This window comes from uncultured Microbacterium sp., assembly GCF_947488465.1.
Lineage (GTDB): Bacteria > Actinomycetota > Actinomycetes > Actinomycetales > Microbacteriaceae > Microbacterium.
Window position 1 is genome coordinate 473,215 of record NZ_CANKZA010000002.1, and the last position, 19,688, is coordinate 492,902.

At 68.3% G+C, this 19,688-nt stretch carries 11 protein-coding genes; 10 read left to right on the forward strand and 1 reads right to left on the reverse strand.

What is annotated here, in order from left to right:
• The first annotated feature begins 28 nt into the window (after nucleotides 1–28).
• The 3 genes from Q0653_RS07350 (at nucleotide 29) to Q0653_RS07360 (ending at nucleotide 4,576) form a co-directional block, all read left to right on the forward strand.
• Entirely contained in the window at nucleotides 29–1,192 is a 1,164-nt protein-coding gene (locus Q0653_RS07350) for a glycoside hydrolase family 3 N-terminal domain-containing protein (RefSeq protein WP_298943839.1), read from the forward strand.
• Nucleotides 1,193–1,325: 133 nt separating this feature from the next.
• Nucleotides 1,326–3,956, forward strand: a complete 2,631-nt coding sequence (locus Q0653_RS07355; RefSeq protein WP_298943841.1) for a DEAD/DEAH box helicase — start codon at nucleotides 1,326–1,328, stop codon at nucleotides 3,954–3,956.
• A gap of 83 nt (nucleotides 3,957–4,039) precedes the next feature.
• A complete protein-coding gene (locus tag Q0653_RS07360; protein ID WP_298943843.1) occupies nucleotides 4,040–4,576 on the forward strand; it encodes a DUF1697 domain-containing protein in 537 nt (178 codons plus the stop codon).
• 9 nt (nucleotides 4,577–4,585) lie between these two features.
• Here the strand turns inward: Q0653_RS07360 and Q0653_RS07365 are convergent, their stop codons facing one another.
• On the reverse strand, nucleotides 4,586–5,119 hold the full coding sequence (locus Q0653_RS07365) for a DUF4262 domain-containing protein (protein WP_298744533.1): 534 nt from the start codon (nucleotides 5,117–5,119) through the stop codon (nucleotides 4,586–4,588).
• Nucleotides 5,120–5,210: 91 nt separating this feature from the next.
• Here Q0653_RS07365 and Q0653_RS07370 point away from each other — a divergent pair, with 91 nt between their 5' ends.
• The 7 genes from Q0653_RS07370 to Q0653_RS07400 all read left to right on the forward strand — a co-directional run bounded on the left by Q0653_RS07370 (nucleotide 5,211) and on the right by Q0653_RS07400 (nucleotide 19,679).
• A complete protein-coding gene (locus Q0653_RS07370; protein ID WP_261606783.1) occupies nucleotides 5,211–5,468 on the forward strand; it encodes a type II toxin-antitoxin system VapB family antitoxin in 258 nt (85 codons plus the stop codon).
• Entirely contained in the window at nucleotides 5,465–5,860 is a 396-nt protein-coding gene (locus Q0653_RS07375) for a type II toxin-antitoxin system VapC family toxin (RefSeq protein WP_298744535.1), read from the forward strand. Before Q0653_RS07370 ends, Q0653_RS07375 begins: the two co-directional genes overlap by 4 nt.
• Nucleotides 5,861–5,918: 58 nt before the next feature.
• The gene (gene recQ, locus Q0653_RS07380; RefSeq protein WP_298744605.1) at nucleotides 5,919–7,964 is read left to right on the forward strand and encodes a DNA helicase RecQ; all 2,046 of its coding nucleotides are present in this window, start codon (nucleotides 5,919–5,921) and stop codon (nucleotides 7,962–7,964) included.
• A 170-nt stretch (nucleotides 7,965–8,134) separates the two neighbouring features.
• Nucleotides 8,135–10,240 (forward strand): acyl-CoA dehydrogenase, encoded by a 2,106-nt coding sequence (locus Q0653_RS07385; protein ID WP_298943846.1) that lies wholly within the window; start codon nucleotides 8,135–8,137, stop codon nucleotides 10,238–10,240.
• A 214-nt stretch (nucleotides 10,241–10,454) separates the two neighbouring features.
• Nucleotides 10,455–11,027 carry a DNA-3-methyladenine glycosylase I gene (locus Q0653_RS07390; RefSeq protein WP_298744537.1) on the forward strand — a complete coding sequence of 191 codons (573 nt, stop codon included), beginning with the start codon at nucleotides 10,455–10,457 and terminating at the stop codon, nucleotides 11,025–11,027.
• Nucleotides 11,028–11,080: 53 nt separating this feature from the next.
• Nucleotides 11,081–13,429 carry an excinuclease ABC subunit UvrA gene (locus tag Q0653_RS07395; RefSeq protein ID WP_298943848.1) on the forward strand — a complete coding sequence of 783 codons (2,349 nt, stop codon included), beginning with the start codon at nucleotides 11,081–11,083 and terminating at the stop codon, nucleotides 13,427–13,429.
• A gap of 175 nt (nucleotides 13,430–13,604) precedes the next feature.
• Nucleotides 13,605–19,679: an Ig-like domain-containing protein gene (locus tag Q0653_RS07400; protein WP_298943850.1), complete on the forward strand. Its 6,075-nt coding sequence runs from the start codon at nucleotides 13,605–13,607 to the stop codon at nucleotides 19,677–19,679.
• Nucleotides 19,680–19,688: the final 9 nt, after the last annotated feature.

Here is a 19,688-nt window from a genome sequence, read left to right on the forward strand (position 1 = left end):
TCGCGCCGTGACCGGAGAGGATGGCCGCATGCGACGGGTGTGGGCGGTTCTTGCCGTGGGACTCCTCGCCCTCGCCGGCTGTGCCGCGGCGGCGCCGGTTGCCACCGAGGCTCCGCCGACAGCATCCACCCCGACGCCCACTCCCACCCCGACGCCCACTCCGGAACCGGTCGACGCGCTCTCTCTCGAACAGCAGGTCGGCCAGGTGTTCATGGTCGGCACCGACGTCGCGTCCGCATCGCCCGACACGCTCTCTGCCGTGACCGAGCGCCATGTCGGCAGCATCTTTCTGCACGGGCGGACGCAGGGCGGCGCCGGAGCGGTCGCCCCGGTCGTCGCACAGTTCACGGCCCTCGTCTCCGACGCGACGACCGGCGGCATTCCGCTCTGGGTCGCGACCGATCAGGAAGGTGGGGAGGTGCAGGTCGTGCGGGGTCCCGGCGTCGACGACATTCCGTATGCGATCCGCCAGGCGGACGATCCGGCATCCGTTCTCCAACAGAACGCGCAGCGCTGGGGCGATCAGCTTGCCGCCGCGGGCGTCGACGTGAACCTCGCGCCGGTCGCCGATATCGTCACGAGCCACGACACCCGCTTCGACAATCCGCCGATCGGAGCCCTCGGGCGCCAGTACGGATATGACGCGCAGACCGTGGCCGCCCACACGGGCGCGTTCGCCGCAGGAATGCGGGCCGCCGGCATCCTGCCGACGTTCAAGCACTTCCCCGGGCTCGGGCGGGTGACGGCGAACACCGACACGACGGCGAATGTCGTCGACGATGTGGTCGGCGCAGATTCGCCCGATGTCGAGGTGTATCGCCAGGTGATCGCCGGCGGGCCGTGCATCGTCATGGTCGGCACCGCTGTCTACTCCCGGATCGACGGGGCGAACCCGGCGGCGTTCTCGTCGACGGTCGTGACCGGGATCCTCCGCGAGCAGATCGGGTTCACCGGTGTGATCACGACCGATGACCTGTCCGCCGCCGCGCAGGTGCAGGGGATCCCGCCCGCCGATCGCGCCGTGCGGGCGATCGAAGCGGGAATCGACCTGGTGCTCGTGTCGGCCGACCCGTCGCTCCTCCCGGTCATGTACGACGCCGTGCTCGCGCGCGCGCAGACCGATCCGGCCTTCGCCGCGGAAGTGACCGCATCCGCCGCGCGCGTGCTGGAGGCCAAGACCTGGCGCGACTGACCGTGCGCGGGCTCTCGCGAGACGCGAGATTCCCGCTGAGACGGCAGGTGTGCCACGGCGTCTCGTCACGGATGTGCCGCCTCACCGGTGGGTGGCGTCCGCGAGTCAGGTGCGGATGCCGCAGACTCGAGGGATGACCGCGCTCATGGAGGGACTCGACGCCGAAACGTCGGCCGACGAGGTATACGACGCGTTCGTGGGCTGGGCGACCGACCGTGGCATCGCGCTCTACCCGGCGCAAGACGAAGCGGTCATGGAACTCGTCTCGGGGGCGCACGTGATCCTGTCGACCCCGACCGGCACCGGAAAGTCGCTCGTGGCGATCGCCGCGCACGCGGTATGCCTGGCCGCCGGCGGGCGCTCGTATTACACGGCCCCGATCAAGGCGCTCGTGAGCGAGAAGTTCTTCGCCCTCGTCGAGATTTTCGGAGCCGAGAACGTCGGCATGGTCACGGGCGATTCATCGGTGAATCCGGATGCCGCGATCATCTGCTGCACGGCGGAAATCCTCGCGAACATCGCGCTCCGCCAGGGCGAGGACGCCGCCGTCGATCAGGTGGTGATGGACGAGTTCCACTTCTACGGCGATCCCGACCGTGGATGGGCGTGGCAGGTGCCGCTGCTGATGCTCCCGCGCGCGCAGTTTCTGCTCATGTCGGCCACGCTCGGCGAGGTCACCGAGCTCGCCGCCGATCTCGAGCGGCGCACCGGTCGCCCGGTCGCCGAAGTCACCGGCGTCGAACGCCCCGTGCCCCTGCACTTCTCCTACGAACGCCGTCCGGTGCACGAGGTGCTCGAGGCTCTGATCGAGCGCGGCGAGGCGCCCGTGTACATCGTGCACTTCGCGCAGGCGGCGGCGCTCGAGCGCGCGCAGGCGCTCGCATCCGTCAAGCTCACGACGCGCGAGCAGCGCGACGCGATCGCCGACGCGATCGGGGAGTTCCGATTCACCACGGGGTTCGGCAAAACGTTGTCGCGCCTGGTCCGGTCGGGAATCGGCGTGCACCACGCCGGGATGCTGCCGCGCTATCGCCGTCTGGTCGAAACCCTCGCCCAACGCGGGCTGCTGCGGGTGATCTGCGGAACGGACACGCTCGGCGTCGGTATCAACGTCCCGATCCGTACCGTGCTGATCACCGCTCTGTCGAAGTACGACGGCACCAAGATGCGCCAGCTGAGCGCGCGAGAGTTCCAGCAGGTCGCCGGTCGCGCCGGGCGCGCGGGGTATGACCCCTACGGCAATGTCGTCGTGATGGCCCCGGAGTGGGAGATCGAGAACGCGGTCGCGCTGGGCAAAGCCGGCGATGACGCCGCCAAGCGGAAGAAGATCGTCCGCAAGAAAGCCCCGACCGGGGTCGTCAACTGGGGCGAGGGGTCGTTCGAGCGGCTCATCGTCGCCCAGCCCGAGGCGCTCGTCCCGCAGCTCAAACTCACCGCGGCGATGCTCATCAACGTGATCGGGCGCGGGGGAGATGTCTTCGGCCACGTCCGCTCGCTCGTATTCGACAACCACGAGCCGCGCGCGCGCCAGTACGCCCTCGCGCGCCGCGCGATCGCGATCTTCCGGACACTGGTGACCGCGGGGATCGTGGAGATCGTCCCCCCGCCCCGCGAAACCGCGCCTGTGTCCGATCTGGACGCCTCCAGCGGCACACACGGGCAGTCTCGCGGCATCCGGCTCACCGTCGACCTGCAACCGAACTTCGCGCTCAACCAGCCGCTGTCGCCGTTCGCGCTCGCCGCGATCGAACTCCTTGCTCCGGAGGATGACCTCTCCGCCGCAGAACGGCACGAACTTCGCGCCGAAACGGCGGAATCCGACGGAGATGTCGAGATTCTGCGGACATCCGGCGGCATCGGCACGGGGCACTACGCGCTCGACGTCGTCAGCGTGATCGAAGCCACGCTCGATGACCCGCGCGCGATCCTCAACCAGCAGGAGTACAAGGCGCGCGGTGAAGCGGTCGCGGCGATGAAGCGCGACGGCATCGAGTACGAGGAGCGGATGGCGCTGCTCGAGGAGGTCACGTGGCCGAAGCCGCTCGCGGGCCTGCTGGCGCAGGCGTTCGAGACGTTCGCCTCCAGCCAGCCGTGGGTGCGCGATTTCGAGTTGAGTCCGAAGTCCGTCGTCCGCGACATGTTCGAGCGCGCGATGTCGTTCGGCGAGTTCGTGTCGTTCTACCAGCTGGCGCGCAGCGAAGGGCTCGTGCTGCGCTACCTGTCGGATGCCTACCGGGCGATCCGCCAGACCGTGCCGGCCGACGCGCGCACCGATGAGCTGCTCGACGTCATCGAGTGGCTGGGCGAGCTCGTCCGTCAGGTCGACTCGAGCCTGGTCGACGAGTGGTCGGCCCTCGTGAACCCTGCCGCCGATCCCGATGCGCCGATCGTCCCGCCCGCGCCGCCGTCGGTGCTCACGAATCGACGGGCCTTCACCGTGCTCGTGCGCAACGAGCTGTTTCGTCGCGTGCAGCTCGCGGCGCTGCAGGACGACGACGCCCTGGTCGCGCTCGATCCCGACGTCGACTGGCCGGCGAAGCTCGACGCGTACTACGACGAGCACGACCAGTTGCTGACCGGCGGTCCGGCCCGCTCGCCGCACCTGTGCGAGATCACCGAGGCTCCGGACGCCTGGCGCGTCGAGCAGACGCTGGACGACCCCGACGGAAACCACGACTGGCGGATCCGCGCCGAGGTGGATCTCGCGGCATCCGTCGAGGAAGGCACAGCCGTCGTCCGTGTCGTCGAGGTCGTGCGGTTGTAGCCCGGTCGGCGAGGCCGGTGCGCTGACCGGAGGCCGGCGCCGGCACGCGCTCGCACGTCGGCGCCCGGGTGCACAATGGCCGAGTGACGACCTACCTCGCGTTCCTTCGCGCCATCAACCTGGGTGCAAAGCGTGTGTTCCCGAAAGACGACATCCGGGCGGCCGTCGAAGCAGCGGGCTTCGACAATGCCGCGACCCACATCAACACCGGAAACGTCCGCTTCGATACGCGGCTGCGCTCGCGCGCGAAGATCGAGGAAGCCCTGGAGCGCGCCTTTCAGATGGATCGCGGCTTCGAGGTTCCGACGATCGCGTTCTCGGCGACCGAGTTCGCCGCGGTCGCGGCCGAGGGGGTCGCGTTGGATGCCGCGCATCCCGGCCTCGCCCGCCACTATGTCTACTTCCTCAAGGAGCCCCTTGAGGACGACCAGGTCGCAGCGGTCGAGGGCACCGCGTCGACGCACGGACAGATGGTCGTCCGCGATCGCGCCGCGCACGCACTGCTGAATCCCGGATACCAAGACGGCGTCGTCGATCCACTTCGAGCGGCGAAGCTGTTGGGCGTCACCACGAGCCGCGCCATGACGGTCGTCACGGCGCTCGCGGCCAAGTGGTGCTGAGCGGGATGATCACCAGGCATCCCACGTGCCCGGGCGCGGTTGCGCGCGCTTCGAGCCGCTGAACGCGGGATCCATCGGGAAGCGCCCTCGGCGGTCGGCCCACGAGAGTTGCAGGAGGGGCACCGATGCTTCGCGTGGCCGTTGATAGTGCCGGTTGGCACCGAACGCGATGTCGCCGGGGTTCGGCACCTCTTCGACGAGAAGGCGTCGATCCCAGCGGGTGAGTTCGATCTCCATCCCGGGAAGCAAGCGCGCCCCGTCCAGGACGAGGCTCGCCGCCTCGTTGAGAACGGTAGCGAGCACCGGCATCCGGAGGCCGACGACCACCAACTCCGGATGCGCGATCCCGAACAGGCCGATCGTGTACGCGAACGGGAGTGAACCCTCGGTGGAGCACCCGCATCCGGGAACTGCACACGTCCCCCCGCCGATGATCTGCAGGCACACGCCGTGACAACGGATCGTGTCGGCGACGTGAGCGTCTTCTTGAGCGAGCCACGCCTGTTCCTGCGCGGTGAGGGGAGGTGGGGAGATGTCGGTCATGGTGGACCCCTTTCTTCGGTGAACGACACGGTAAGTGGGGCTTCCGACACGGAAAGGTAGAAAGGAGGAATGAAAGGGTAGAATCTCCACCATGAGCCTGAACATCAAGAACGAGGACGTCCACGCGGCCGTCCGGGAACTCGCAGATCGTCTCGGGGTGAGCCAGACGTCCGCCGTCGAGATGGCCGTTCGCGAGAAGCTGGGAGAACTCGAATCCGGAGACCTGCGCGCGGAGCGGTCGCAGAAGTTCCGCACGGCCCTGGCCGAGGCGCAGGAGGCGTTCGACGGTGTCGATCTGCGTCGTATCGAGGCCGAGCTCTACGACGAAAAGACGGGCTTGCCTCAGTGATCCTCGATTCCTCTGCCCTGATTGCGATGTTGCTGCGCGAGCCGAACGCGGATGCGCTGGCGGACGCGATCGATCACGCCGCGCACGTCGCGATCTCCGCGGCGACTCTTGTCGAGGCCGCGATCGCCGCCGACGGAACCCGCGATCCCGTCCGCTCGGCCCGTTTCGACGCGATCATCGACGGGTTGGCGCCGGAGATCGTGCCGCTCTCGGCGGAACACGCGGCACTCGCCCGACAGGCGTACCGCGACTACGGGCGCGGATCCGGGCATCCCGCGCGCCTCACCCTCGGAGATTGCTTCAGCTATGCGCTCGCGAAGCAGCGCCGCGAGCCGTTGCTCTACGTCGGGGAGGACTTTGCCCACACCGATATCGCGTCGGCGCTCGCCTGATCGTCCATGGCGGGCGGATGCCGGTGTCCCCGGTCCCGGTTAGCCTGGACCGGTGAGTATGTCAGCCGATCCCTACGCCGATGTGCCGTGGGACGTCGACGATCTGACCCCTCCCGATGACCACGACGCGCCCCCGCCGCCGGAGTTCGACGGCTATGGCGCCGCACTTGCTCGCGTGACCCGTGATCAGCCCGCACCCGCGCGTCGTGAGCAGCGTCCCGCGCCAGCCGCTGCGCAGGCGCCTTCGCTACCGGCATCGCCGCGGCCACCGCAGCCCGATCGCCGTCCGCACACGGGTGCCGATCCGCGCGCGGTGTTGAAAGAGGTCTTCGGCTACGACGCGTTCCGCGGCGATCAGGACGACATCGTTCAGCACGTGATCGCGGGCGGCGATGCGGTGGTTTTGATGCCGACCGGTGGCGGCAAGTCGATCACGTATCAAGTGCCGGCGCTCGTGCGTCCCGGCACGGGGCTCGTGATCAGCCCGCTCATCGCCCTCATGCACGATCAGGTCGACGCCCTGGTCGCGAACGGTGTGCGCGCCGCCTACCTGAACTCGACCCAGTCCGCTCCCGAGCGCGCAGAGATCGAGCAGGCCTACCTCGCGGGCGAGCTCGATCTGATCTATGTCGCTCCCGAGCGCCTCAGTTCCGCCGCGACCACCCGTCTCCTGCAGCAAGGCCAGCTCAGCGTCATCGCGATCGACGAAGCGCACTGTGTGAGCCAGTGGGGTCACGACTTCCGGCCGGACTACCTCGCACTCGGCGATTTGGCCGAGCGGTTCCCCGGCGTCCCGCGGATGGCCTTGACCGCCACCGCGACGCGAGAGACGCACGCCGAGCTGACCGAACGCCTGCGGCTCCCCGACGCCCGCCACTTCGTCGCGAGCTTCGACCGGCCGAACATCCAGTACCGCATCGAGCCGAAGGTCGATCCGCGGCGCCAGCTCGTCCAGTTCGTCCGGTCCGCCGGCGAGGGCGTCTGCGGCATCGTCTACGCGCTCAGTCGCAAGTCGGTCGAGCAGACTGCCGAGTATCTCCGGACGCAGGGGATCGACGCGCTGCCCTACCATGCGGGGCTGGATGCCAGCATCCGTGCCCGCAACCAAGAACGCTTCCTGCGGGAAGACGGCGTCGTGATGGTCGCGACGATCGCGTTCGGGATGGGGATCGACAAACCCGATGTGCGCTTCGTCGCGCACATCGACCTGCCGAAATCCGTCGAGGGCTACTACCAAGAGACCGGTCGCGCGGGCCGCGACGGCGAGCCCGCGGTGGCATGGATGGCCTACGGACTGGGCGACGTCGTCCAACAACGCCGTCTGATCGATCAGTCTCCCGGCGATCGCAGCTACAAGCAGCGCATGGGTCAACACCTCGACGCCATGCTCGCCCTCTGCGAAACCGTCGCGTGCCGACGGCAGAACCTGCTCGGCTACTTCGGGCAGTCCTCCGACCCGTGCGGCAACTGCGACACGTGCCTCACCCCGGCCGACACGTGGGACGGACTCGTCCCCGCGCAGAAGCTCCTCTCCACGATCATCCGACTCAAGCGCGAGCGCAATCAGGCCTTCGGCGCGGGCCACCTCGTCGACATCCTGCGAGGAGCATCCACCGAGCGGATCCGGCAGCAGGGACACGACGCGCTCAGCACCTATGGACTGGGTGCCGACCTGAGCGACCAGGATTGGCGGAGCGTGATCCGCCAATTGCTGGCGCGAGGAATCGTCGTCGCGCAGGGCGACTACGGTGTGCTCGCCGTCGGCGACGAGGGGGCCGCCGTGCTCCGTGGTGAGGCCGCGGTGCCGCTCCGGCGGGACGTGCTCGGCCGCAGCGGCGGGGCCGCACGCGTGCGCAAGGCCGCAGCATCCGCCGACGTTGCCGACGGCGACATCGACCTGTTCGAGGCCCTCCGCGCGTGGCGAGCGGGTGTCGCGAAAGAGCAGGGGATGCCGGCCTACATCATCTTCGGCGACGCGACCCTGCGGGCTCTCGCCGAGACTCGTCCGCGGACACTCGACGACCTCGACGGCATCACCGGGATCGGCGCGAAGAAGCGCGAGGCCTACGGCGACGCAGTTCTGGCGGTCGTCGCCGCGGCATGAGGTCGCGTGAGACTGAGTCTCAGCATCCATGGGTGTGGGTGTCATACAACTCTCCCTGCACGCGGGTGTGCTCGTGATTGTGGCGATCGGCAACGTACTTGCAGGGGTGTTGTGCGACTCCTACCGTCGACAGTGATCTTGTCTGCCCGTTCGTACAGGGAGTTCCGCCGATGACCGACGCCGCCGTCCGCCCGAAGAAGCCCGCCACCAACAAGCGCACGCCCGCCGGCGGGGCGCCGACCGTCGCGCATTCGGCCGCCGAGGCGCACGAGGCCCGTATCGACGTCGACACGGTGACCGATCTGCTGCTCGGCACGTGGGGCGACGTGCGCCTCGAAGCCCGGGAACTCATCAAGGACCCGGCGTTCTGGCGTATCGAGGGCCAACCGATGGCAGAGCACCGCGAGCGCACGCTCGGGCAGCTGCGTCTGCTCGTCGAGAACAACGGCTCGCGCCGCGCGTTCCCCAAGGAGTACGGCGGGCTCGAGAACAGCGGCGGCAACCTGGCCGGGTTCATGGACTTGGTCCTTGCCGACCCCAGCCTCCAGATCAAGTCGGGCGTGCAGTGGGGCCTGTTCGGCTCCGCCATCTATCAGCTCGGCACCAAAGCGCACCACGACAGGTGGCTCCGCGATGTCATCCAACTCGACCTTCCGGGCGCGTTTGCGATGACCGAGACCGGTCACGGATCGGATGTCGCGGCGATCGGTACGACGGCGACCTACGACCCCGAGACCGAAGAGTTCGTCATCCACACGCCCTTCCGCGGCGCGTGGAAGGACTACCTCGGCAACGCAGCCCTGCACGGCAAGGCCGCGACGGTGTTCGCGCAGCTCATCACCGGCGGGGTCAACTACGGCGTGCACTGCTTCTTCGTGCCGCTCCGCGATGACGACGGCGGGTTCCTCCCCGGCGTCGGCGGCGAGGATGACGGCGTGAAGGGTGGCCTCAACGGCATCGACAACGGTCGACTCCACTTCGATCACGTCCGCATCCCTCGGTTCAATCTGCTCAACCGCTACGGTGACGTCGCGGCCGACGGCAGCTATTCGAGCGAAATCTCGAGCCCCGGGCGACGCTTCTTCACGATGCTCGGCGCGCTCGTCCAGGGACGCGTTTCGCTCGACGGCGCGGCCACGACGGGCACCGCACTCGCGCTGTACATCGCGCTCACATACGCGGGTCAGCGCCGCCAGTTCGACTCGGGATCGGGGAGCGATGAGGTCGTCCTCCTCGACTACGGCAAGCATCAGCGCCGTCTGCTTCCGCTGCTCGCGCAGAACTACGCCCAGTTCTTCGCCAACGACGAGCTGCTCCGCAAGTTCGACGCCGTCTTCTCCGGCCGCAATGACACGGCGGAGGAACGCGAAGACCTCGAGACTCTCGCCGCCGCGCTCAAGCCGCTGTCGACGTGGAACGCCCTGGACACGATCCAGGAATGCCGCGAGGCGTGCGGCGGTTCCGGCTTCCTCGCCGAGAACCGGCTCGTCGGGCTGCACCAGGACCTCGATGTCTACGTGACCTTCGAGGGGGACAACAATGTGCTCCTCCAACTCGTCGGGAAGCGCCTGCTCGCCGACTTCGCGAAGCAGTTCAAGGGAGCGGATGCGGCGAAGCTCGCGTCGTTCGCCGCGCGCCAGACGGCCGGCAAGGTCTTCCACGGTGCGGGCCTGCGCCAGTTCGGGCAGGCGGTCGCCGATTTCGGCTCGACGGCACGTTCGGTCGAGCTGGGGCTTCGCGCCGACCAGCAGCACGACCTGCTGGCGGGTCGTGTGCAGCAGATGGTGGAGGATATCGCCGGTCGGTTGCGCGCAGCATCCAAGGCGTCACCCGCCGACGCGGCCGCGATCTTCAACGCCAACCAGGCCGAGCTCATCGAGGCGGCGCGGGCGCACGCCGAGCTGCTGCAGTGGGAGGCCTTCACCGATGGCCTGACCGCTGTCGAGGATGACGGAACCCTGCAGGTGCTCACGTGGCTGCGTGACCTGTTCGGGTTGTCGCTGATCGAGAAGCACCTCGCGTGGCACCTCATCCACGGGCGTCTGTCGACGCAGCGCGCGGCGTCGGTGTCGAAGTACATCGACCGCCTGTGCCTGCGGCTCCGCCCGCACGCGCAAGACCTGGTCGATGGCTACGGTTTCGCTCCCGAGCACGTGCGCGCGCCCATCGCCTCCGGCGCCGAGCAGGCGCGCCAGGACGAGGCCCGCGCCTACTTCGCCGCGCTGGCCGCGTCGGATGATGCGCCGGTGTCGGAGAAGTCCCTGAAGAAGAAGTAGCCCCCGGCCCGGCCGCCGGGGGATGCTGCCCCACCATCTCCGGCATCCCGCCCCGCCGTCCGGCACCATCTTCGCAAAATGTTGCGATCTCCGCAGCGAGGAGGGGGTTTCGGTGCGGAGATCGCGACACTCTGCGGCGCTCGTGCGCGGGATGCTGGACTTCGGCCGGCGAGCAGCGACCGCCGGTGTCGCACCACACGGCTAGCGTGGCGGGATGAGTGACCTGCTGATCGGGCCGGATGGACTCGCGCGCTGCGCGTGGGTCGGCGACGACGCCGAGTACCGCCGCTATCACGATGAGGAGTGGGGTCGACCGCTGCGCGGCGACCGTGCGCTCTTCGAGAAGATGGCGCTCGAGGGCTTCCAAGCCGGGCTGTCGTGGATCACGATCCTGCGCAAGCGCCCGCACTTCCGGGAGGTGTTCGCCGGGTTCGAGCCCGAGGTGGTCGCCGCGTTCGGTGACGATGATGTCGAGCGTCTGATGGGGGATGCCGGCATCATCCGCAACCGGGCGAAGATCCTCGCCACGATCTCCAACGCCCGGCTGCTTCTCGAGATGGCCCCCGGCGAGTTCGATGCGCTGATGTGGTCGTTCGCACCGGCATCCCACTCGCGCCCTGCGTCGTTCGCCGACGTCCCGGCGACCACACCGGCATCCGAGGCGATGAGCAAAGCGCTGCGGAAGGCCGGCTTTCGCTTCGTCGGGCCGACGACGATGTATGCCCTCATGCAGTCTGCGGGCATGGTCGACGATCACCTCACGGGGTGCCATCGCGCGGATGCCTGACTCCACCGTGATCACACGGTGCGGATGTCGGCACCGGCGGGCAGACTGTGCGCATGGCCTCAGAGCACATCGCTGATTCGCACGAGATGATCCGCGTCATCGGTGCGCGGGAGAACAACCTCACGGGCGTCGATGTCGAGATCCCCAAGCGGCGCCTGACGGTGTTCACCGGAGTCAGTGGATCGGGAAAGTCGAGCCTCGTGTTCGGCACGATCGCGAGCGAATCCCAGCGGCTGATCAACGAGACGTATCCGACGTTCGTGCAGCAGTTCATGGGGCAGCTCAGCCGCCCGGATGTCGATGCGCTGGAGAACATAAGTCCCGCGATCATCGTCGATCAGGAGCGGATGGGCGCGAACGCCCGCTCGACCGTCGGCACCGCGACCGACGTCCACGCGATGCTTCGGGTGCTGTTCAGCCGGATCGGACAACCGCACGTCGGCTCGCCGCAGGCGTTCTCGTTCAACGTCCCGTCTGTCTCGGGAGCCGGCGCGGTGACGATCGCCGTGGGCAAGGACAAGGGCAAGAAAGAGCGCCGCTCATTCGAGATCACCGGCGGCATGTGTCCGCACTGCGAGGGCCTCGGCCAGGTGAGCGACATCGACCTCGACGAGGTGATCGATCGGTCGCGGTCGCTGAACGCCGGGGCGATCACGGTGCCGGGCTACAACGCCGACGGCTGGATGGTGCGCGGCTTCTCGGAGTCCGGATTTTTCGACGCCGACAAGGCGATCGCCGACTTCACCGCGGAGGAGCTGGCTGACCTTCTCTACAAGGAGCCGGTCAAGGTCAAGATCCAGAACATCAACATGACCTATGAGGGGCTGATCCCCAAGCTCACGAAGTCGATGATGCAGAAAGACCGCGACAGCCTGCAACCGCACATCCGCGCGTTCGTCGACCGCGCTGTGAAGTTCATGCCGTGCCCGGAATGTGACGGCACTCGGCTGAACGAGGGCGCGCGATCGTCGAGGATCGGCACCGTCAACATCGCCGATGCCGCCGCGATGCAGATCACCGACCTCGCCGCCTGGGTGGGCCGGATCGACGACCCCGCCGTCGGGCCGCTCGTCTCCGGACTCCGACAGACCCTCGACTCCTTCGTCGCGATCGGGCTGGGGTACCTCTCGCTCGACCGTTCCAGCGGCACCCTCTCGGGCGGCGAAGCGCAGCGCACCAAGATGATCCGCCACCTCAGATCGAGCCTCACCGATGTCACCTATGTCTTCGACGAGCCGACCGCGGGCTTGCACCCGCACGACATCCAGCGCATGAACGATCTGCTCCAGGGGCTGCGTGACAAGGGCAACACCGTGCTCGTCGTCGAGCACAAGCCCGAGGTGATCGCGATCGCCGATCACGTCGTCGACCTCGGTCCGGGCGCCGGGCGCCACGGTGGGCGGATCATGTTCGAGGGTGACGTCGCGGGGCTCCGCGCCTCCGACACGGTGACCGGCCGGCACTTCGATCATCGCGCATCGCTCAAGGCGCACACGCGCACAGCCACGGGTCATCTCGAGATCCGCGGGGCACGCCAGCACAACCTGCAGGGCGTCGACGTCGATGTGCCCCTCGGCATCCTCACGGTGATCACGGGTGTGGCAGGTTCCGGCAAGTCCTCGCTCATCCACGGCAATGTTCCGAGGTTCGACGATGTGGTGGTCGTCGATCAGGCGCCGATCCGCGGGTCGCGGCGCAGTAGCCCAGCGACCTACACGGGCATCCTCGACGACATCCGCAAGAGTTTTGCGAAGGCCAACGGAGTCAAGCCCGCCCTGTTCAGCGCGAACTCGGAGGGCGCGTGCCCTGCGTGCAAGGGCCTTGGCGTCATCATCACGAACCTCGGGTTCACGCAGAGCGTCGAGACGCGGTGTGAACTGTGCGAGGGCAGCGGATTCAGTGACGATGTCCTCGAATACACCCTCAACGGCAAGAACATCGCCGAGGTGCTGGCGCTGTCGGCCTCCGAAGCGGCGGACTTCTTCCCGACGGGCCCCGCGCACACGACGCTCGGGCGGATGGTCGACGTCGGCCTCGGCTACCTCACACTCGGTCAGTCCCTCAACACACTCTCCGGCGGCGAGCGGCAACGGTTGAAACTCGCGATCTCCATGGCCAAGAAGGGGGCGATCTACGTTCTCGACGAACCGACGACGGGGCTCCACCTCGCCGACGTCGACAACCTCCTGGCGCTTCTGGACCGATTGGTGGATGCCGGCAACTCGGTCATCGTGATCGAGCACCATCAGGCGGTCATGGCCCACGCGGACTGGATCATCGACCTCGGTCCCGGCGCCGGCCGCGACGGCGGACGGATCGTCTTCGAGGGCACGCCCGAAGACCTCGTAACCGGCGGCGACACGCTGACCGCGCAGCACCTCGAGGCGTACGTCGGCCGCTGATCGGCCATGCGCAGCGCTGAGATCAGCGCATGGGCAGTTCTGCCCATCCTCACCGGTTGGGAGAGCACGCAACCCTGACGTAGTCTGTCTGAGTCATCGACACACCCAGTGTGCGCCTGCTTCAGCAACAGGTCCCGACGCCACGCAACTGACCGCCCGGGGGGAGCGAGCCCAAGTGAAGGCCTTTGCGTGGCTTCGCGCGCGTCCGCGCGCTGTTGTCTCAACGTCGGTCGTCACCGTGGCGGCGCTGACGGTTGGATTCTTCGCCGTGACCTACGACGGCAAACCGACCACCGAAGTCGACCTCAACGACGGCGGTGTCTGGCTGACCAAACAGTCGAGCCTGCTCGTGGGGCACTTCAACAACGAATCCCGCCTTCTCGACGGCGGCCTCCGGACCGCCTCAGCGACCTACGACATTCAGCAGTCCGCGGCGGAAGTCCTCGTCGTCGACACTGCCGATTCGACCATGACCGCCGTCGACCCGGTGCGTGTCGCGCTGAGCGACAACGCTGACCTTCCCTCCGGCTCCACCGTCGCGATGAACGGTGGCGTCGTCGCCGTACTCGACGCAGACGGGGCCCTCTGGGCCATGCCGTTCACGGCGGTTTCCGGTTTCCAACCGGCGTCGACCGATCCTCTTGCAGAACTCGGCAAGGGCGCTCAGGTCGCCGTGGGCCTCGACGGCGTGGTCCACGCGGCGTCGGCCGAGAAAGCGACGGTCACGACGTACGGCCCGAGCGGTGACGGCACAATCGCGCAGACTTCTGAGCGCGGTCTTGAGGGCGTCGCGAAGAACGCGACGCTCACTGTCACGGCGCTCGGTCCGGCCGGATACGTGCTCGACAGCGAGGCGGCGACCCTGTACGGCGAAGACGGCTCGCGCCGCGAGGTTCCGAGGGACGCGACCCTGCAACAGCCCTCCGACACGACGGACTCCCTCACGCTCGCCACCCCGACGGCTCTCGTGCGCGTGCCCGTGAACGGCGACGGCGAGCCCGTCACGGTCGACACGGGCGGCGCCGAGGGCACGGCCGCGACTCCGGTCTACGTTGCCGGGTGCGCATACGGCGCGTGGTCGGGCTCGGGTCGCTACGTCCGTGATTGCGCGGGCGAGACCGACGACCGCGCCGACGAGGTGCCCGGGATCGAGGCGACCAGCATCCTGCGCTATCGCGTGAACCGCGACGTCGTCGTGCTCAACGACATGTTCGGCGGCGCCGCCTGGATGGCCAGCGACAGCATGCAGCGCGTCGACAACTGGCAGGACATCACCCCGCCCGAAGGCGACGGTGAGGAAGAAGAGGAGACGACCGAAGAGACGGTCCAGACCACTCTCCCCGAGCGCACCGAGCAGAACACCGTGCCGATCGCCGTCGACGACCAGTTCGGCATCCGTCCGGGTTCGACCACCGTGCTCACGGTGCTCGACAACGACACCGACGCCGACGGTGACGTGCTCGTCGCCGCGGTCGAGAAGGTCCCCGGCTTCGGCCGTATCGAGCCGATCAACAACGGTGCGGCCCTCCAGATCACGGTCGATGAGGATGCGACCGGATCGACGAGCTTCACCTACGTCGCCGACGACGGGCGCGGGGGAACGGCGACCGCGAGCGTCACCGTGACGGTGAGCCCGTGGGAGGAGAACTCCCCGCCGGTGCAGAAGCGCACGACGCCGATCACGGTGGAAACCGGCGGAACCGCGTCATACAACATCCTTCCCGACTGGATCGACCCGGACGGCGACGATATCTTCCTGCTCGACGTCGTTCCCGACGGCGGCGACGAGGCCGACTTCACGTCGGACGGGCAGATCACGTACCGCGCGATCGGCGGCCTGCAGGGCCGCAAGGATGTCCCGGTCATCGTCTCCGACGGCGCGAATGACGGCAACGGCAACGGCGCCGGCATCGCGCGCTACGACATCCGCCCGCTCGGCACGACCCTCCCGGTCACGAACGCCGACCACGTCGTGACCCGCGTCGGCCGCTCGGCGACCGTCACGCCGCTCGTCAACGACACGAGTTCGGGCAGCGAACAGCTCCGCTTGACGCGCGTCGATGAGGTCGAAGGGGCGACGATCGTCCCCGACTTCACGGACAAGTCGTTCACGTTCGTCTCCGACATTGCGGACACCTACTACGTTCCCTACCTCGTCTCGACGGGCCCGAACTCGGTGCCCGGTCTCGTGCGCATCGACGTGCTCCCCGAGACGACGGAGGAGTCGCCGCCGATCGCGGTGCGCGACATCGCCCTCCTCCCGGCCGGGGGCGAGGTGCTCGTGAACGTCCTCGCCAACGACACCGACCCCTCCGGCGGAATCCTGGTCGTCCAGTCGGTCTCGGTGGAGAGCGGGTCGGGCGTGGCCGCGGCCGTCCTCGGCCACGAGACGGTCCGCATCACCGACCTCGCCTCGATCGACCAGCAGATCCGGGTGGCCTACACGATCTCCAACGGCGCACAATCGGCCTCGGGGGAGATCGTCGTGATCCCGATCCCTGCGCCGAGCAGACTGCGCCCGCCGGTGGCCAACGACGACCAGGTCATCGTCCGCGCGGGTGACACCGTGACGATCCCGGTGCTCGACAACGACTATCACCCCAACGGCGACACGATCCATGTCGATCCAGACCTCGTCGAGCCGCTGGTCGACCCGGCCGACGGTGAGGCATTCGTCTCGGAGGATGTGGTGCGCTTCCGGGCGGCATCCGAGCCGAAGACCGTTTACCTGACGTATCAGGCCGTGGATACCACCGGTCAACGCGACGCGGGCTACGTCACCATTCAGATCCTCCCGCGCAACGACGAGGCCAACGCGGCGCCGCGGCCGCGGGATCTCACGGCTCGGACGCTCAGCGGATCGCGCGTGCAGATTCCGGTGGCGCTTGATGGGATCGACGAGGATGGCGATTCGGTCGAACTGGTCGGCCTCGCGGAGGCGCCGACGAAGGGCCGCATCTCCGAGATCGGATCGAACTACTTCGTCTACGAGGCGTTCGATGAGGCCGCGGGTGTCGATGCATTCAGCTATCGCGTGCGCGATGCGCTCGGCAAGGAGGGCACTGCATCGATCCAGATCGGCATCGCCCCCGCTTCGACCAACAACCAGGCGCCCTACGCCGTCCGCGACTCGGTCGTCATGCGCCCCGGTCGCCAAGTCGCGTTGCCCGTGCTCGATAACGACTCCGACCCGGACGGTGACGAGTTCGGTTTCGCGCCCGACGACACGATCACCCTGCCCGATGTGGCGGGGCTGGATGCCGAAGTCAACGGCGCTTACCTGCTGATCACCGCGCCGGAAGAGGAGATGAACACCTCGCTGCAGTACTCGGTCGCCGACGCTCGCGGACTGCGGGCGACGACGAGTGTGCAGATCACGGTCGACGACGACGTGCCGCTCCTGCGGCCGATCGCGCGCGATGATCGCGTGCGCGCCGAAGATGTGCAGGACGACGGGACCGCGAGTGTCGTCGTGCTCGAGAACGACGACGACCCCGACGGCACGAAGAACGCGCTGCGCGTCACGCTCGGCACCGGTGCGGGCACGGCGACCGTTAGCCGTGACGGAGCGGTCGATGTCACGGTCGCCGCCGATCCGCAGCTGATCACGTACACCGTCACCGACGAAGACGGTCAGACCGCGTCGGCGTTCATCCGCGTGCCGGCGCTGCAGGAACTGCCCCCATCGCTCATCTCGACGACCCCGGTCGAAGTGGACAGCGGCGAAACGATCGAGTTGCCGCTCGCCGACTACGTTCGTGCCGCCGGCGGGAAGAGCGTCGTCCTCACCGAGGCTGCGAAGGTCTCTGCCGTGCATGCCGACGGCGCTGGCTTGATCAAGGACCAGACCACGCTCGTCTACACGTCGGCGGACCGCTATTACGGGTCGGACGCGCTGACGTTCGAAGTCACCGATGGCACCGGCCCCGATGACCCCGAGGGGCGCAAGGCGACACTGACGATCCCGATCACGGTGCTGCCCCCGGACAACCAGCCCCCGACGATGGTCGGCGCCTCGATGAGCGTCGCGCCGGGGGAGGATGCCGCTTCCCTCGACCTGGCCTCGCTCGCAACAGACCCCGATCCCGCCGACCAGGGCGCCCTCCGGTTCGCCCTCGTCGGCGGAGCGCCCGACGGTCTCACAGCGTCTGTCGAGGGGACGATCCTGCGGGTCGCCGCGGCGACCGATACGGCCAAGGGCACCCGCGTGCAGCTCGCCGTCACCGCCGATGACGGCGAGACCGAGCCTGCCCGGGCGACCATCTCGGTGGAGGTGACAGCATCCACCCGCGAGCTCGCGAGTGTCAACGACGATGTCATCGCCGAGTCCGATCAAGGCTCCACCGAGTCGGTGCCGGTGCTGGCAAACGACGTGAACCCGTTCCCGGAGACGCCCCTGAAGATCGCCGGGACCGTGCTGGAGACGGGCGACGCGACGGTCAGGCCGAACGGCGACCGGGTCGAGGTCACGAGCGCTGCGGACTTCGTTGGCACGATCGTCGTGCGCTATCAGGTGCTCGACGCGACCGAAGACGTTGACCGCGCGGCCGAGGGCCGCATCCGCATCACGGTTCAGGGGCGACCGGACGCGCCGGGCAAGCCGGTCGTCACGACCGTGCAGAGCCGCACCGTGATCCTCGCGTGGACGCCGCCGATCGACAACGGATCGCCGATCACCGGGTACACGGTCAGCTCGGTCACGGGTGGGTACACCCGGCAGTGCGCGTCGACGACGTGCACGCTCGACGGCCTGACCAACAACGTCGAGTACAACTTCGTCGTGACGGCGACCAACAAGGTCGGCGTGTCCGACCCGTCGGCGCCATCCGAGACGGCGCGCCCCGACGTGCGTCCCGATACCCCGGCGCCGCCGACTCTCGCATTCGGCGATCGGAGTCTCGCCGTGTCGTGGACCGTGCCGCGCACGGAGGGCTCGCCGGTCGAGAGCTACACGCTGGAGATCTCGCCGGCTCCGCCGTCCGGCGTGGTGCAGAAGACCGGCCTCACCGGCACGAGCACCGTGTGGGAGGGGCTCGAGAACGGTGTTCCGTACCAAGTGCGTGTCCGCGCTCACAACCGCGCGCCGGAGCCGAGTGAGTTCAGCCCCTGGTCGTCCTCGATGGTCCCGGCGGCCCCGCCGTCGGCCCCGGCCGCGCCGACGACGTCCCTGATCGACCCGGTCGGCTCGCAAGCGCAGATCCAGGTGAATTGGAACCAGCCCGCCGCCAATGGCGATGCGATCTCCGGGTACGAACTGCGGGTGATCCAAGGCGTGACGATCGTCAAGACCATTTCGGTGCCGGCCGGGCAGACCAGCCAGGCAGTCGTCGTGGACACGTCGACCACGAACTACACGTTCGACGTGCGCGCGCACAACAAGGCCGGTCGGGGTGCGTACAGCCCCGCTTCGGCGCCGCGCCGAGGAGTAACGGCGCCGTCGGCCCCGACGGGCGTCGCTGCGACCGAGGGAAACAACCAGGTCGGGGTGACGTGGACAGCCGGCGCAACCAACGGCGCGGCGTCGGGCGAGGTGCGCTACGAGTACTCCGTCGGCACGAACGCGTGGCGAAGCGACTGGGTCACCGGCGGCAACGGTGGTGTCGGCACGATCGGCAACGGCCAGGTCAACAACAACGGCACCTACACGATCCGGGTGCGCGCGGTGTCGACCGTCGACGGGTCGACGTTCGCCAGCGGGGCCTCGAACACCTCCAACGCCGTCGCACCCTACGGCCCGATCGGCAATCCGTCCGCGGGCGCCTCGGCGAGCGGCACGAGCATCACGTTCTCGTGGAGTTCGCCGGCTCGCAACGGCCGTGACATCACGACGCAGGTCAACATCAACGGCGAGGGCTGGAAGACGGTCGCCGCGAGCGGCAGCGAGTCCCGCAACGTCGGGTACAGCGCGACCCGCCGGATCGACGTGCGCACGAGCGCCGCGGGGCAGACCACGACGGCGAGCGCCTCCGCCACGACGCAGGCGGCGCCGCCACCCCCCACCCCTCGTGCCTACGTGACGCGCGGCGGCGCCGCGCCGGCCGGCAACTACTTCCTCGTGAACACGGAGAACTTCACCGCGGGCAACTACACGTACCAGTGCTTCGGGGACGGCTCGCAGTTCAACACCTGGGAAGGCCCCGTCTACCTGCCCGCCAATGGGAAGACGCAATTGCAGTGCTACTGGGGCTACCCGGGCAAGCAGGTCTGGGTCGTTCTCAACGGCAAGAAGTACGAAACGACCACCTGGTAAGCGCGCCCC